Here is a 17016-nt window from a genome sequence, read left to right on the forward strand (position 1 = left end):
TTGGCACTAAAGTTCTGGTAATCAGAAGTCTTAGTTGCCTTCCTTTTTCAGACCAAATAGAGCTGCTAAACCTGCCAAGCTAATACCGAAAACGATGAAATTGTTTGAAGCTCCATCACCTGCTGCAGGAAGTTGGTTGTCCTTTTTGCTAGCTGTTTGATGAGTTTCTTGGTAAACTCGGGCTGCTAGTTGGTGGATAGCTTGACGATCTTGGTCACTAAAGGATTGGCCAGGGAGGGTTTGGCTTGTTGTGCTTTTGCTTTGGCTAGGAGCGACATAAGTAAAGCTGTGATCGCCAAAACCTTCTGCTGATGAAGGACCAAGATAGCGAATATCTTTGTAGTGACTAACCAATCCTTTTGCTTTGTCAGCGTTGAGGAAACGTAGGTTGAGACCTTTGATGGTGTCGGCAAAATACCAGTTATGATCAGCACTTGGATTGATATGCTTTTCAGCAATGATGTAGTTGATGATAGCTTGACGGTTTTCAAGATTAAGTAGACGGTTCATTGTAGCATTTTTGACTCCAGGGAAATTACCACTAGCGCGGTAGTTATTGGTTACTACCATAAACTCTTGTTTCGGATCGATGGCCTTGCCCACGTATGTCAAGTTGCGGACACGACTTGCTTTTGGGTTCACAAGAGTGCCTTTGCTATCGTATTTGTTCTTTTGGGTCACATCGAACTCGTAGGTAATTCCGTCGATAACATCAAAGTTATAAGTGCGGTAAGAAGTGTTAACCAAGTCTTGAGGTTCCGATTTGGTCGGATCAATGGTGTTGAACTGTCCAGCAGACATTTCTAACCACTCTTTCAAGTCAGCACCAGTCACTTTCAAGATAGCGGTGACATTGTCGTAAAGGTAAAGATCAGCAACATTTTTGATAGCGATGGGACCAGCAGGAATATCGGTGTAGGCTGAGGCGTCATTACGAGTTCCTGCTTTAAATGGGGCAGCAGCTGATAATAAAGGAAGGTTGGCTTCAGGTGTTCCAGCCAATTCTTTTTCAGCATACCAGCGTTGAGCGTTATTAACGATTTGAATCGATGGATCGTCCTTGACCAAAGCAAAGTAACTGTTGATGGGAGCTGTGGTGGTTCCTACGTGTTGACGAACGTAGGCAATAGTGCCGTCATGAGCTTCTTTGGCAATCGCGATAATAGCAGGGTCAACTTGGCTTGATTTGTGATCGATTTGACGCGTTTCAGCACGGCTTTGATCTTTGTTAACCTTCCATTGCCCATTCGTATAGGTGAGGTTCACATCGATCACTCCAAGGTGGTCGCCGTATTTGCCTCCCATGGTAACGGGAACGCCATTGATCAACCCTTTTTTACCATCAACGCCTTTGAACTTATCGTAAAAGCTACCATCTGGTAAAGCTGGAAAATCAGCGTGGGAATGACCTGTAACAACTGCGTCAACCCCTTCAAGGCTAGCAATCTGATAGCCAACATTTTCTTCACCAACTTCATAGACATCATCACCGATACCAGTGTGGGCAAGCACAAGAACAAGGTCTGCGCCTGCGGCACGAATAGTAGGGATTACTTCTTTGACGGCTTCAACAGCATCTTTGACGGTAACTTTTCCAGTTAGATTAGCTTTATCCCAGCTCATGATTTGAGGAGGAACGATACCTGTGATACCGATTTTCAAAGAAACAGCTTTGCCCTCTTTATCGGTAAAAGTTTTGGTTAGAATATCAAAGGGTTTAAATTTAGGGGCACCCGTTTTGGCATCAAGGACATTAGTGTTAACAATGGGGAGGCCAGCAGTTGCCATTACTCGGTCTAGATAATCCAAACCATAGTTAAATTCATGGTTGCCAAGAGTGGAAGCATCGAAGTTCAGAGCCTTTAAGGCAGCATACATGGGATGCACTTCACCAATTTCCACAGGATCAACGATAGCCTTGTAAGTAGCTAGTGGAGTTCCTTGGAGAATATCACCATTGTCAACGAGCACCACATTTAGGTTTTCTTTTTTAGCTGTATCAATAAGCACAGCTGTTTTTGCTAAGTCAAGAGACTGAGCTTCTTTATCTTGATAGTAGTCATAGTTAACCAAGTTAGAGTGGAGGTCCCTTGTTGATAAAATACGAACATCAACGGATTGCCCTTCCACAGGCGCTGTCACAGTAGCATTGTCTGCTGATGCAGTTACTAGTTCAGGACTAGCAGGATTTATCAGGTTTGAAATGGGGGTTGTTTTAGCAGGTGTTGGCGTATTGTCTACTTTTAGAGGCGTTGTTTCTGCGGGAATGATAGTGCTCGATGCAGGATTGGTGGCTGTTAGCGGTTCAACAGCACTAACATCTTCTGCTTGAGTGAGCTGGGCAGCTCCAGCAGTAACTAACATGGCCAAGAAAATGGCACTTTTAGACAGGTATCCTTTTGTCTTCATAAAATCTCCTCATTTTCCTAAAAATGACATTACCTCTTCATTACAGCTTATAAAAGCGATTGCATCAATCAAAAACGCGAACTATTTTTAGACTTTTAAATGAAAATATTTGGTTAATAAAAAATGAGATTATCCAAACAGACACTATTGGTGAAGAAGGCCGATTCTAACCGCTTTCTTTAAGGATTCCTTCTTTTGCTTTTGAGGTGAAAGTGTTAAAATAGGGACAAGAAATTTTAGACGAGGGAACGAATGGCAAAAGAAATCAATTTAACAGGAGAAGAAGTTGTTGCCTTAGCAGCCAAATACATGAACAGGGCCGATGTAGCCTTCGTAAAAAAAGCTTTGGATTATGCAACTGCTGCTCATTTTTATCAAGTGAGGAAATCAGGTGAGCCATACATTGTTCATCCTATTCAGGTGGCAGGGATTTTAGCAGATTTGCACTTAGATGCTGTGACGGTGGCTTGTGGCTTTTTACATGATGTGGTAGAAGATACGGACATTACATTAGATAATATTGAGTTTGACTTTGGTAAAGATGTTCGTGATATTGTCGATGGGGTAACCAAATTAGGTAAAGTAGAATATAAATCACATGAAGAACAATTAGCGGAAAATCACCGCAAAATGTTAATGGCTATGTCAAAGGATATTCGAGTGATTTTGGTTAAATTATCTGACCGATTACACAATATGCGGACTCTGAAACATCTGCGTAAGGATAAGCAAGAACGTATATCACGTGAAACGATGGAAATTTATGCTCCCCTGGCGCACCGTTTGGGGATTAGTCGTATCAAATGGGAATTAGAAGATTTGTCTTTCCGTTACCTGAACGAAACGGAATTTTACAAGATCTCTCATATGATGAAAGAAAAACGTCGTGAGCGTGAAGCCTTGGTCGATGATATTGTTACTAAAATTAAGTCTTATACCACCGAGCAAGGGTTGTTTGGAGATGTTTATGGTCGACCAAAACACATTTACTCGGTTTATCGAAAAATGCGTGACAAGAAAAAACGTTTTGATCAAATTTTTGATTTGATTGCTATCCGATGTGTCATGGAAACGCAGAGCGATGTGTATGCTATGGTTGGATACATTCATGAGTTGTGGCGTCCAATGCCGGGCCGTTTCAAAGACTACATTGCTGCGCCGAAGGCTAATGGTTACCAGTCCATTCATACCACAGTGTATGGTCCTAAGGGTCCGATTGAGATTCAAATCCGCACCAAGGAGATGCACCAGGTAGCTGAGTATGGGGTGGCTGCTCACTGGGCATATAAAAAAGGTCTAAGAGGAAAAGTCAATCAGGCAGAACAAAAAGTTGGTATGAACTGGATTAAAGAGTTAGTGGAGTTACAAGATGCTTCAAATGGTGATGCCGTGGATTTTGTTGACTCCGTAAAAGAAGATATTTTCTCGGAGCGTATTTATGTTTTTACACCGACAGGTGCGGTACAGGAACTGCCAAAAGACTCAGGGCCTATTGATTTTGCTTACGCTATTCATACCGAAGTGGGTGAAAAAGCAACGGGTGCTAAAGTTAATGGTCGCATGGTACCTCTTACCGCTAAATTAAAAACTGGAGATGTGGTGGAAATCGTTACTAACCCTAACTCTTTTGGGCCGAGTCGTGACTGGATTAAGTTGGTAAAAACCAATAAGGCTCGCAACAAGATTCGTCAGTTCTTTAAGAATCAAGATAAGGAGTTGTCGATTAATAAGGGACGTGATATGCTGGTTTCCTACTTTCAAGAGCAAGGATATATAGCTAACAAGTATCTTGATAAAAAACGTATTGAAGCTATTTTGCCAAAAGTCAGCGTTAAAAGTGAAGAGTCCCTTTATGCAGCGGTTGGTTTTGGGGACATCAGTCCTGTCAGCGTCTTTAATAAATTAACTGAAAAAGAGCGTCGCGAAGAAGAAAGAGCCAAGGCCAAAGCAGAAGCAGAAGAATTGGTCAACGGTGGCGAAATCAAGCACGAAAACAAGGATGTTCTCAAGGTTCGCAGTGAAAATGGTGTGATTATTCAAGGAGCATCAGGACTCTTAATGCGAATCGCCAAGTGTTGTAACCCTGTACCTGGGGATCCCATTGAAGGCTATATTACCAAGGGACGTGGCATTGCCATCCACCGTGCGGATTGTAATAATATCAAGAGTCAAGATGGCTACCAAGAGCGTCTCATCGAAGTGGAATGGGATTTGGATAACTCCAGTAAAGATTACCAAGCTGAAATTGACATTTATGGGCTCAATCGTAGTGGCCTTCTCAATGACGTCCTCCAGATTTTATCTAATTCTACCAAGAGTATTTCCACCGTTAATGCCCAGCCAACCAAGGACATGAAGTTTGCGAATATTCATGTGAGCTTTGGCATTCCAAATCTGACGCATCTGACCACAGTGGTGGAAAAAATCAAGGCAGTTCCAGATGTTTACAGTGTGAAGCGGACCAACGGTTAACAAAGGAGACAAGATGAAAATTGTGATGCAACGGGTCAAAGAAGCTTCTGTTTCCATTGATGGGAAAATTGCTGGCGCTATTAATCAAGGGTTGTTGCTGTTAGTAGGCTTAGGCCCAGATGATGATGCAGAAGATTTGGCTTACGCTGTGCGAAAAATAGTCAACATGCGTGTTTTTTCAGATGCCGATGACAAGATGAATTTGTCTATTCAAGATATTAAAGGTAGTATCTTATCGATTTCGCAATTTACCCTCTATGCCGATACTAAAAAGGGGAACCGTCCCGCCTTTACAGGAGCTGCAAAGCCCGATATGGCTAGCCAGTTTTATGATCGCTTTAATGAGCAATTGGCAGAATTTGTGCCCACTACAGTCATAGGCAGAATGCCCTAAACAACCCCCTCTCCTAGTAAGCTTACTAAGGGGTGGGAGTGAGCTAGCAGATTAACAAGAAGGTTGACAGGGTTGTCAGCCTTTTTGTTAATCTGCTTTAAAAATCAGGGCAAATGGGTAGTCCTATGGTATAATTTGTCTAAAGCATCTTGTTAGAGAGGGGAATTATGAGGCTGAAAGACTATTTTCCAGACATGGAGTTGGGAGCTTTTCCTTTAACAGATCCTGATTGGATTAGTATTGAAGAAGGTGATCATTATGTGCATTTGCCCAAGGCTAGTTTGTCAGAGAGGGAACGCCTCTTGCTTGGTTTGGGACGAGATCAACACCAAACATCTAGTCATTCGCTGTCGCCTTGGTACCATTACTTGGTGGACCGTCAAGGGAACCCGCCTGATATGTTGAAAGATTGTCAGTTGCTTTACCTAAACCATCATCAGCCTTTGTCAGCGGATTTGATTGATTTGTTGCAAAGCATGATTGAGCAGTTTGAAGCCATTCTGCCTATCAGCCAGACTCGGACAGCTTTTCTTTGTGGACAAGGCAGTTCAGCTGACCTCTTGCAATTACTTCGGGACCTCCTGCCAACCATTGAGAGTGATTTTGGTTTGGCTTTGACAGTATTTGTGGGCAATGCCTGGCATCAGTTGGCAGCTAGTAGTTTCAGAGATTGTTTTGAGGAGGAAAATCAGCTGCTCACGGCCTATTTGGCTCAAAAATCTGGAGGAAAGCTATTAACGTTTTCAGAAGTGATGCTTTGGTCTCTGCTATCTCACCAAACTTTCCCAGCCTTAACGCGGCAATTTCATCATGTTTTAACTCAACAAAAAGATATGGCAGAAGTGGTTCAAGCCCTGTGGTTAGAACATGGAAATCTGGTTCAAACTGCTCAGCGCCTCTATATTCATCGCAATTCATTGCAGTACAAACTTGACAAATTTGCTCAGCAATCGGGCCTTCGTCTAAAGCAATTGGATGATTTGGCTTTTGCTTATCTTTTTCTCTTGAAATATTAGGGAGGCCACAGGCTTCCTTTTCTCTTGCTCTGAATTCCATTGATAAGAGCAAGTAGTCAATATTTAGAGAGGGTTGATTTATTTCAACTGCTTGATGTTAGATAAGGGAATCTATTTTGTTAACCGTAAAACTTGGATTTGCTTAACTATTGTGCAAGGTGCCCAAAGAAATTTGGATGTTTTGCCTGTGTTTTGAAATCGCTATCTTTGTTATAATAACATCATCAAATAAAAGATGTTAGCGGTTTCTAGGCTTACAGTCAACTAGAACATTTACTAACAAAATAGGAGTTACATATGGTTGAATTAAATTTAAATCACATCTATAAAAAATACCCGAACACGACTCACTATGCTGTTGAGGATTTTGATTTGGATATTAAAGATAAAGAGTTCATCGTCTTTGTTGGTCCATCAGGATGTGGGAAATCAACAACACTTCGTATGATTGCTGGTCTTGAGGACATTTCAGAAGGAGAGTTGAAGATTGATGGCGAAGTAGTCAATGACAAATCTCCTAAAGACCGTGACATTGCTATGGTTTTCCAAAACTATGCTCTTTATCCTCATATGACTGTTTATGACAATATGGCCTTCGGTCTTAAATTACGTAAATACAAAAAAGATGATATTGATCGTCGCGTGAAAGAAGCTGCAGAAATTCTCGGTTTAACTGAGTTCTTGGAACGTAAACCTGCTGATCTTTCTGGAGGTCAACGCCAACGTGTTGCCATGGGTCGTGCCATTGTCCGTGATGCTAAAGTTTTCTTAATGGATGAACCTCTGTCAAACTTGGATGCCAAGCTTCGTGTGTCTATGCGTGCTGAAATTGCTAAAATACACCGTCGTATCGGCTCAACAACTATTTATGTTACCCATGATCAAACGGAAGCTATGACTTTAGCAGACCGCATTGTTATCATGAGTGCTACGAAAAACCCTCAAGGAAATGGGACGATTGGTAAGATTGAGCAAGTGGGCTCACCGCAAGAATTGTACAACCTTCCGGCTAATAAATTCGTTGCTGGCTTTATCGGGAGTCCTGCCATGAACTTCTTTGAAGTAGAAGTTAAAGACGGCCGCATCGTGAGTGAGGATGGCCTTGACATTGCTATTCCAGAAGGACAAGCAAAAATGCTTGAAGCGGCTGGCTACAAAGGTAAAAAAGTCACTTTTGGTATTCGTCCAGAAGACATTTCAAGCAACCAAATCGTGCATGACACTTATCCAAATGCGAATGTGAGTGCAGAAGTTTTGGTATCTGAACTGCTTGGTTCGGAGACGATGCTTTATGTGAAACTTGGTCAAACAGAGTTTGCTTCTCGTGTAGATGCGCGTGATTTCCATAGTCCAGGTGAACAAGTCAGTTTGACTTTCAATGTAGCAAAAGGTCATTTCTTTGATATTGATACAGCACAAGCTATTCGTTAAATAGACCTCCTAGAATATAACGAAGCCCTCAAAGGTGTTTGAGGACTTCGTTTTCTTACTGAAAGGACAGAGAAGAAGAAAATGAGTATACAAAAAAAATGGTGGCATCAGGCAACAATCTATCAAATTTATCCAAGATCTTTTAAAGACACAAGTGGTAATGGGATTGGCGATTTGAAGGGGATTACTAGTCAGTTGGATTATTTGCAAAAACTTGGTATTACAGCCATTTGGTTGTCACCAGTTTATCAGTCACCTATGGATGACAACGGCTACGATATCTCTGATTATGAAGCGATTGCAGAAGTTTTCGGAAATATGGATGACATGGATGACCTCTTAGCAGCAGCTAACGAGCGAGGCATTAAGATTATCATGGACTTGGTGGTCAACCACACCTCTGACGAACATGCCTGGTTTGTCGAAGCTAGAGAAAATCCCAACAGTCCTGAGCGTGATTACTATATTTGGCGTGACCAGCCTAATAATCTCATGTCTATCTTTTCAGGTTCTGCTTGGGAATTGGACGACGCATCAGGCCAATATTACCTGCATTTGTTTAGCAAGAAACAGCCTGACTTGAACTGGGAAAATGCTCAGCTGCGCCAAAAAATTTACGACATGATGAATTTCTGGATTGCCAAAGGCATCGGTGGTTTTCGTATGGACGTGATTGACCTGATTGGAAAGATACCAGATTCTGAAATTACAGGTAACGGACCTCGATTACACGATTACCTTAAAGAAATGAATCAAGCAACTTTTGGGAATCATGACTTGATGACTGTTGGTGAAACTTGGGGAGCAACGCCTGAAATCGCACGTCAATATTCTCGACCTGAGAATAAAGAATTGTCAATGGTATTCCAATTTGAGCATGTGGGATTGCAACACAAACCCAATGCTTCTAAATGGGATTATGCAGAAGAATTGGATGTCCCCGCTCTTAAAGCCATTTTTAGCAAGTGGCAGACCGAACTGAAGTTAGAAGAAGGTTGGAACTCTCTTTTTTGGAACAATCATGATCTTCCACGAGTATTGTCTATTTGGGGCAATGACAGTGAATACAGAGAAAAATCAGCTAAGGCACTGGCAATTTTGCTTCATTTGATGCGAGGCACTCCTTATATTTACCAAGGGGAAGAGATTGGCATGACTAATTATCCCTTCAAAGACTTAAAGGAGGTTGACGATATTGAATCCCTCAACTATGCTAAAGAGGCTATGGGAAATGGTGTGTCAGCTACTAGTGTTATGGATAGTATTCGTAAAGTAGGTCGAGATAATGCTAGAACACCGATGCAATGGTCCAATGAAAAACATGCTGGTTTTTCTGAAGCCCAAAAGACTTGGTTACCAGTTAATCCTAATTATCAGGAGATTAATGTGGCAGATGCTCTTGCTAATCCGGATTCAATCTTTTATACTTATCAAAAATTAATTGCTTTACGTAAGGAGCAAGACTGGTTAGTGGAAGCAGATTATAACCTTTTATCAACGGCTGATAAAGTATTTGCTTATCAGCGTCAATTTGGAGAAGACTCTTACGTGATTGTGGTCAATGTATCTAATGAAGAGCAAGTATTTGCCAAAGATTTGGCCGGTGCAGAAGTGATTATCACTAATACAGATGTGGATAAGGTCTTAGAAACCCAAATCCTAAAACCTTGGGATGCTTTTTGTGTTAAATGTTAAAAAATGTTAAAAAATGTTAATCGTTTCATTGAGTTAGTCTGTAACTGTTAGAGAAGTGATTAGAGAAAGGACTGAGTTCTGTATTGGACAGAGCTCAGTTCTTCTACGTTTAGGCCAGTTTATCAGTTGTGAGTGAAGGGAGCAGATATTTAATCAGAAGACTGTCATGAATGAAGATCGCCATCAGAGTTTTTCTAACAGGTATTTACTCAAAAGAATACACAAATGTACTTTACAGTACATCATGATGAAACAGATTCAAGATAAGTTGCAAAGATTTATGAAGGTAAATCAATAGTATGAAATAGCAATGTCACTTATTAGAAAATTTAGCAAGAGCTATGATGAGTAGTAAAAGAAATTACGAAAGGCAAACGACCAGTATTTAAATCTAAAAAATCAATAATGATATGTAAGCATCTATTTGGATTGAGTAGATGCTTGTCTATGTCCCAAAATAAAAAGTGTCATTGTATCAAAGATGGTATAAACTAGATGATCGTTAGCTGCCCTCGTTGTCAATGATCACATGTCTTGTTCAACAAATCGGAAATAATGTCTAACTGGATTAACGCGGTTTTGTGGTCTTTTGAAAATAGGAAAGAAGATAGGATTCTATATTGCAAGCGTTTGCATAATATGTTAAGATAAGCTTGTTAGAATCTTTTATCAATAGGAGGTCTTATGACAACGAGAGTCACACAAGGGTCTAAACACTACAAATATGCTATCAAAAAATTGAGCATAGGTGTTGTATCTGTAGCAACTGGGGCAAGTATTTTGCTCTATAGTCCGCAAGTTTTGGCACAAGAAAGCAGCCCAGAAACTGAGCTTACACTAACTCAGGCAGAGTCTGAGAAGAGGATAGTAGAACACCCCACTACTGTTGTTGATGAGGATATTAATGCAAACGCTGGCGTATCTTTAGAAAGTTCTGAGACCATAGCAGCAGTAGCCAACGCTTCAAGTCAAACGACTGAGAATCAGCTGTCGGCTAACCAAGCTAGTTCTTCTCAGATTGATCAAGTTAGTGAACCAACTAAGCCTCTTGCGACTGATGCGGCAGCAACAACTCCAGCGATTGCGGATAATCATTTGCGGCTGCATTTAAAAGCATTGCCAAAAGACCAGTCGCTTGAAAGTCTAGGCCTTTGGGTGTGGGATGATGTGGATCAGCCTTCAAAAGATTGGCCAAATGGTGCCATTCCATTGACTACAGCTAAAAAAGATGATTATGGTTATTACCTTGATGTCAAATTAGCAGAGAAACAACGCAAGCAGATTTCTTACCTTATCAACAACAAGGCTGGGGAAAACCTTTCAAAAGACCAGCACTTCCAGTTGCTGACGCCAGAAATGAATGAAGCTTGGGCAGATGAATCCTATAAGATTCATGCCTATGAGCCGCTTCAAAAAGGCTACATTCGGATTAACTATCACAATGAAACAGGTAACTACGATCATTTAGCCGTTTGGTTATTTAAAGATGTTCAACAGCCGTCAACCGATTGGCCAAACGGACTTGATTTGGTCAATAAAGGGCCTTATGGGGCTTATGTGGATGTGCCTCTAAAAGAAGGTGCCAAGGAAATTGGTTTCTTAATTTTAGATAAGAGCAAGTCAGGCGATGCCATCAAAGTTCAACCTAAGGACTACCTTTTCAAAGACCTAGACAATCATACACAGATTTTTATCAAAGACACCGATCCTAAGGTTTACAACAATCCTTATTATATTGATCAGGTTAGTCTCAAAGGGGCTGAGCAAACTGAATTGAGGGAGCTAAGAGCAACTTTTACCACCCTAGAAGGACTGGATCAGTCAGATGTGCTAAAAGCCATCAAAGTGACCGATAAAGATGGTAAAGCAGTTACCGTTGATGACCTTACCTTTGACAAGGACAATCCTGTGGTGATTCTCAAAGGGGACTTTAACGTAGCTGGAGCAAACTACACCGTTACGTACGGAGAGGTTAGCCAAGCTGCTCGCCAATCTTGGCAATTAAAAGATAAACTCTATGCTTACGATGGTGAACTTGGGGCTAGTCTAGCTGAAGATGGTTCAGTTAACTTGGCTTTATGGTCTCCGAGTGCTGACAGTGTTAAGGTTGTCGTTTACGATAAACAAGACCAGACAAAAGTGGTTGGTCAGGCTGATTTGACCAAGTCGGACAAGGGTGTTTGGAGAGCTCATCTGACCTCTGACAGTATCAAGGGCATTAGTGATTACACAGGCTACTATTACCTTTATGAAATCACGCGCGGTCAGGAAAAAGTCATGGTTTTGGATCCTTACGCCAAATCTCTAGCCGCGTGGAACAATGCGACCGCCACTGACCAGATTAAAACCGCTAAGGCTGCCTTTGTCAATCCAAGTCTCATTGGCCCTAAAGACCTTGACTTTGCTAAGATTGATCATTTTACCAAACGCGAAGATGCCATTATCTATGAAGCTCATGTACGAGATTTCACCTCAGACCCAAGCCTTGATGGCAAATTAAGGAATGAGTTTGGCACATTTGCTGCTTTTGTAGAGAAACTGGATTACCTCAAAGAGTTAGGAGTTACTCACGTTCAGCTACTGCCAGTTTTGAGTTATTTTTATGTGAACGAATTGGACAAGAGCCGCTCAACAGCTTATACGTCTTCAGATAATAATTACAACTGGGGGTATGACCCACAACACTACTTTGCCCTTTCTGGCATGTATTCGGCAAATCCTAACGACCCTGCTTTACGTATTGCAGAGCTTAAAAACCTTGTCAATGAGATTCATAAACGTGGCATGGGGATTATTTTAGATGTGGTTTATAACCATACCGCTAGAACTTATCTATTTGAAGATTTGGAACCTCACTATTATCACTTTATGAACGCTGACGGCACAGCAAGAGAAAGCTTTGGTGGAGGTCGTCTAGGAACGACACATGCTATGAGCCGTCGTATCTTGGTGGATTCGATCACTTATTTGACTCGTGAATTCAAGGTAGACGGTTTCCGTTTTGACATGATGGGTGACCATGATGCGGCAGCCATTGAACAAGCTTTCAAAGCAGCTAAGGCCATTAATCCTAATACTATTATGATTGGTGAAGGCTGGCGCACTTACCAAGGCGATGAGGGGAAAAAAGAAACAGCAGCCGACCAAGACTGGATGAAGGCAACTAATACGGTTGGGGTCTTCTCAGATGATATTCGAAACACCCTCAAATCAGGTTTTCCTAATGAAGGCACAGCGGCCTTTATTACCGGTGGCGCAAAAAATCTAGAAGGTTTGTTCAAAACAATCAAAGCACAACCTGGTAATTTTGAAGCGGATGCCCCAGGAGATGTGGTTCAGTATATTGCAGCCCATGACAATCTGACCTTGCATGATGTTATTGCCAAATCCATTAATAAGGATCCTAAAGTTGCCGAAGAAGAGATTCACAAGCGTATACGTTTAGGAAACACCTTGATTTTAACCGCTCAAGGGACTGCCTTTATTCATTCTGGTCAGGAATATGGACGGACCAAACACCTTTTAAATCCTGATTACAAGACAAAGGTTGCTGATGATAAGGTACCCAATAAGGCAACCCTGATTGAAGCCGTAGCAGAATATCCTTATTTCATCCATGATTCTTATGATTCGTCTGATGCGGTCAATCATTTTGACTGGTCAAAGGCAACAGATGGTCAAGCCAATCCAATTAGCTACCAAACACAGGCTTACACCAAGGGCTTGATTGCCCTTCGTCGCTCAAGCGATGCTTTCAGAAAAGCAAGTATGGCAGATGTCAACCGTGATGTGACCTTAATTACCCAAGCTGGTCAAGGAGATATTCAAAAAGATGACTTGATTATTGGTTACCAAACCATTGCTTCCAATGGGGATCGCTACGCTGTTTTTGTCAATGCGGATAGTAAAGCGCGCACCGTGGTCTTACCAGATAAGTACCGTCATTTGCTAAAAGCACAGGTGCTTGTGGATGCGCAGCAGGCTGGAACTAGTGTTATTGCTAACCCTAAAGGCATTCAGTTTATCAAAGATGGCTTGACTATCGATGGACTGACTGCTATTGTCTTGAAAGTGGCAGCAGGCGCAGTGGAGGCACCAAGTCAAACGCAGCAAGCAACGTCTGGACAGTCAGTAAGGCCAGTGTCAACGGCTGTTCCTAAGGCAAGTCCTTTGATGACACCAGACCAGAAACCTCAACAAGCTACCCTTCCTCAAACAGGCGAAATGACCTCAAAAGGGTTATTGGCAACTGGGATGACGATGTTAGTAGCAGCTTTTGGCCTCTTTACTAAGCGTCAAAAAGATTAAAAACCATGTCTAACAGAATCTGATACTTCTCAGGTTCTGTTTTTTTGGAGCATTTTAATAAAACCGCTGTGCTGTGATGATTTTTTGAGCGTCAAAAAAGAGCTGGGTCAACTTTCCTATGAGAGGAGTTGATTTAGCTCTAGCCTAATGATATTAATTGCCAAATACGGGTAAGATGCCAAAGAGAATAAAAAGATTGATCCAAAACGCCCCACAAAAGAGTAAGCCAAATAGGATGAGCCCCCAACGCTTGCTGATAGCTCCCATCAGAATAGTCAGGATACCGAGGATGAGAAACCCTTTTTGCATCACTAAAAAGTAAAGGTTATAATCCAAAACCATTGTGTCCCATCGAACAAAAAACATGGCCAGCCATAGCAGGCAAACTAAGACAAGGTAGGGTTTGGCATAGCGATTGATAAGGGGTCTAAACTGTGCTAACATTTGGCTAGGTTCCTTTCTATGAGGGCGCAAAGAGACTCATATTACCTTAGTTTTATTATAAAATAAAATGGTAACCCTTTCAAGACGGAATTAGTTGAGAAAGCCACTGCTTTGGTGTATGATAAGGGACAAGACCAAGACAAAGGAGATTAGCAATGACTTTTGAAGAAACCATAGCTCAGTTTACAACGATGGAAATCGGTGAGATAAAACAAGCCATCGAGAGTGGCAAAGATATGATTGTGTTTTTAGGGCGTTCAACCTGTCCTTTTTGCCGCCTTTTTGCTCCAAAACTGGCTCAAGTTGCTGAGGCCAACCATCTGGATGTTTTCTTTGTCGCTAGTGATAATCTTGCTGATGCGCAGCAACTTCAAGCCTTTCGCCAAGAGTATCACTTAGCGACTGTTCCAGCCTTGTTGGTGATTCACAGTGGTCAAGTGAGAGCGGTTTGTGATTCCAGTTTGACAGAAAGTGAGATTCTGACTTTTTTGACGACGAAAGAGTAGGGTTCTGGCCTGACTTTCTCTGTCAGAAAATAAGGTCTTGCCTTGCTATACGCTTCTATTTTTGTTATAGTAAGACATGACTTTTATAGAATAAAAAGGAGACATTATGGGATTTCCAACAATTTTAATGTTTGTGGTGATGCTTGCCTTGATTTGGTTTATGCAACGCCAACAAAAGAAACAAGCACAAGAGCGCCAAAATCAATTGAACGCAATTGAAAAAGGTGATGAAGTTGTCACAATCGGTGGCATGTTTGCCATCGTTGACGAAGTTGATTCAGCGGCTAAAAAAATCGTTCTAGATGTGGATGGGGTTTTCCTAACCTTTGAATTGTCTGCTATCAAACGTATTGTAACCAAAGCAACTACCGACCTTACACCTGTTGAGGCAGATGAGGTAGTAGTGGTTGATGAGCCTGCAGTTGAAGCGACAGATGACACTGAAAGTGCTATTGAAAGCAACTAAAAAGACTAAAAGTTTGGAGGGAAATTTCCAAGCTTTTTCTTTTGCATCGCTTTTTTGAGGAAATAGGATAGCTACCGTTATCATCTTTTTTGACAAAGGTAGCAAAAAAATGTCAGTTATTAGTCAGATGCTTGAAAGGCAGATGACACCTAGTAATAAAAAGCGAGCCAAACGGGGCGAAATATGATAGAATATGAGATAAGTATGCTTATCAATAAGGAAAAAACATGTTTGGATTAAAAGCGAAATCAAAAAAAGTTGTTTTGGATAAAATCCCAAAACACATTGGAATTATTATGGATGGCAATGGGCGCTGGGCAAAAAAACGGTTAAAGCCTAGAGTTTTTGGTCATAAAGCGGGAATGGATGCTTTGCAGGACGTGACGATTGCAGCTTCAGATTTAGGTGTCAAGGTCTTGACGGTCTATGCCTTCTCGACAGAAAACTGGTCTCGTCCTCAGGACGAAGTCTCTTTTATTATGAATTTACCAGTAGAGTTCTTTGACAAATACGTGCCAACCTTACATAAAAATAATGTTAAGGTGCAAATGATCGGAGAAACTCATCGTCTGCCTGTAGACACCTTGACAGCGCTAAATGCTGCCATTGATAAAACCAAGCGTAATACTGGCTTGATTTTGAATTTTGCCCTCAATTATGGTGGCCGTGCAGAAATTACCAGTGCTGTTCGTTTGATTGCCCAAGACGTCTTGGATGCTAAGTTAAATCCTGGTGACATTACAGAAGATTTGATTGCTAATTACCTGATGACGGATCATTTGCCATATCTTTATCGTGACCCTGATTTGATTATTCGCACAAGTGGGGAGTTGCGATTGAGCAATTTCTTGCCTTGGCAGTCAGCTTACAGTGAATTTTATTTCACACCAGTCTTGTGGCCTGATTTTAAAAAGGCAGAGTTACTAAAGGCCATTGCGGATTATAACCGCCGTCAACGTCGTTTTGGCAAGGTCTAAAAGGAGATAGTTATGAAAAAACGTGTTATCTGGGGAGGAGTAGCAGCAGCTATTTTTCTACCTTTTCTCATTATGGGAAGTTTACCATTCCAATTATTTGTGGGGATTTTAGCCATGATTGGCGTGTCAGAATTATTGAAGATGAGAAGGCTTGAAGTCTTTTCGTTTGAAGGGGTATTTGCTATGTTGGCAGCCTTTGTTTTGACAGTTCCGATGGACCATTACCTCACCTTCTTGCCGATTGACGCTAGTTTTGCAGGGTATGGGCTTCTAGTCTTTTTCCTCTTAGCAGGAACAGTCTTAAATAACAGAGCTTATTCTTTTGAAGATGCGACCTTTCCTATTGGGGCCAGCCTCTATGTTGGGATTGGTTTCCAAAACTTAGTCAATGCACGCATGTCAGGAATTGATAAAGTCTTGTTAGCTTTATTTATCGTTTGGGGGACAGATATCGGTGCCTATATGATTGGTCGCCAGTTTGGCAAACGCAAACTATTGCCTAGCGTATCTCCTAATAAAACGATTGAGGGGAGTTTAGGAGGAATTGCCTGCGCAGTCCTTATTTCCTTTGTTTTTATGCTAGTTGATCGTACCGTTTATGCGCCTCATCACTTTTTGGCCATGTTGCTTTTAGTTGCGCTCTTTTCGATTTTTGCCCAATTTGGAGATTTGGTTGAAAGTGCCATTAAACGACATTTTGGTGTGAAGGATTCTGGCAAACTGATCCCGGGACATGGTGGTATTTTGGACCGCTTTGACTCCATGATTTTTGTTTTTCCCATCATGCATCTATTTGGACTGTTTTAAGCAATAGCCAACAGTGTTTTTGCACGTTTAAGGGTGACTTATGCAAAGCCTGAGAACAACAAGCACTCAATAGAAATAATAGACTGAAAGG

11 protein-coding genes and 1 pseudogene are annotated in these 17016 nt (G+C 41.5%); 10 read left to right on the forward strand and 2 right to left on the reverse strand.

The window, feature by feature from the left end:
* Positions 1 to 30: 30 nt before the first annotated feature.
* Positions 31 to 2409: a bifunctional 2',3'-cyclic-nucleotide 2'-phosphodiesterase/3'-nucleotidase gene (locus tag DYD17_RS01260; RefSeq protein WP_115276315.1), complete on the reverse strand. Its 2379-nt coding sequence runs from the start codon at positions 2407 to 2409 to the stop codon at positions 31 to 33.
* Between the two features lie 252 nt (positions 2410 to 2661).
* Between DYD17_RS01260 and DYD17_RS01265 the strand changes: the two genes are divergently transcribed.
* The 6 genes and pseudogenes from DYD17_RS01265 to DYD17_RS01290 all read left to right on the forward strand — a co-directional run bounded on the left by DYD17_RS01265 (position 2662) and on the right by DYD17_RS01290 (position 13725).
* Positions 2662 to 4881, forward strand: a complete 2220-nt coding sequence (locus DYD17_RS01265; protein WP_003049469.1) for a RelA/SpoT family protein — start codon at positions 2662 to 2664, stop codon at positions 4879 to 4881.
* Between the two features lie 13 nt (positions 4882 to 4894).
* Positions 4895 to 5248: pseudogene (dtd, locus tag DYD17_RS01270) on the forward strand (D-aminoacyl-tRNA deacylase); the annotation flags it as partial.
* Positions 5249 to 5442: 194 nt separating this feature from the next.
* Positions 5443 to 6291 (forward strand): helix-turn-helix domain-containing protein, encoded by an 849-nt coding sequence (locus tag DYD17_RS01275; RefSeq protein ID WP_115276316.1) that lies wholly within the window; start codon positions 5443 to 5445, stop codon positions 6289 to 6291.
* 297 nt (positions 6292 to 6588) lie between these two features.
* Positions 6589 to 7722, forward strand: coding sequence for an ABC transporter ATP-binding protein (locus tag DYD17_RS01280; protein WP_003049479.1), 1134 nt, complete (start codon positions 6589 to 6591; stop codon positions 7720 to 7722).
* An 87-nt stretch (positions 7723 to 7809) separates the two neighbouring features.
* Complete coding sequence (gene dexB, locus DYD17_RS01285) at positions 7810 to 9417, forward strand: glucan 1,6-alpha-glucosidase DexB (protein WP_115253236.1); 1608 nt, start codon at positions 7810 to 7812, stop codon at positions 9415 to 9417.
* Between the two features lie 684 nt (positions 9418 to 10101).
* Positions 10102 to 13725, forward strand: coding sequence for a pullulanase (locus tag DYD17_RS01290; RefSeq protein WP_115252546.1), 3624 nt, complete (start codon positions 10102 to 10104; stop codon positions 13723 to 13725).
* Between the two features lie 153 nt (positions 13726 to 13878).
* On the opposite strand, the gene DYD17_RS01295 is transcribed toward DYD17_RS01290, so the two are convergent.
* Positions 13879 to 14169, reverse strand: a complete 291-nt coding sequence (locus tag DYD17_RS01295) for a hypothetical protein (RefSeq protein WP_003049487.1) — start codon at positions 14167 to 14169, stop codon at positions 13879 to 13881.
* A 155-nt stretch (positions 14170 to 14324) separates the two neighbouring features.
* Between DYD17_RS01295 and traF the strand changes: the two genes are divergently transcribed.
* From traF to DYD17_RS01315, 4 genes are all read left to right on the forward strand, one after another.
* Positions 14325 to 14675, forward strand: a complete 351-nt coding sequence (traF, locus tag DYD17_RS01300; RefSeq protein WP_003049490.1) for a conjugal transfer protein TraF — start codon at positions 14325 to 14327, stop codon at positions 14673 to 14675.
* A gap of 106 nt (positions 14676 to 14781) precedes the next feature.
* Complete coding sequence (gene yajC / locus DYD17_RS01305) at positions 14782 to 15141, forward strand: preprotein translocase subunit YajC (RefSeq protein WP_003049492.1); 360 nt, start codon at positions 14782 to 14784, stop codon at positions 15139 to 15141.
* Between the two features lie 227 nt (positions 15142 to 15368).
* Positions 15369 to 16118, forward strand: coding sequence for an isoprenyl transferase (locus DYD17_RS01310; protein ID WP_003049494.1), 750 nt, complete (start codon positions 15369 to 15371; stop codon positions 16116 to 16118).
* A 12-nt stretch (positions 16119 to 16130) separates the two neighbouring features.
* The gene (locus tag DYD17_RS01315) at positions 16131 to 16925 is read left to right on the forward strand and encodes a phosphatidate cytidylyltransferase (protein ID WP_003049495.1); all 795 of its coding nucleotides are present in this window, start codon (positions 16131 to 16133) and stop codon (positions 16923 to 16925) included.
* Positions 16926 to 17016 lie beyond the last annotated feature (91 nt).

Origin of the sequence: Streptococcus dysgalactiae subsp. dysgalactiae (genome assembly GCF_900459225.1) — a bacterium.
Lineage (GTDB): Bacteria > Bacillota > Bacilli > Lactobacillales > Streptococcaceae > Streptococcus > Streptococcus dysgalactiae.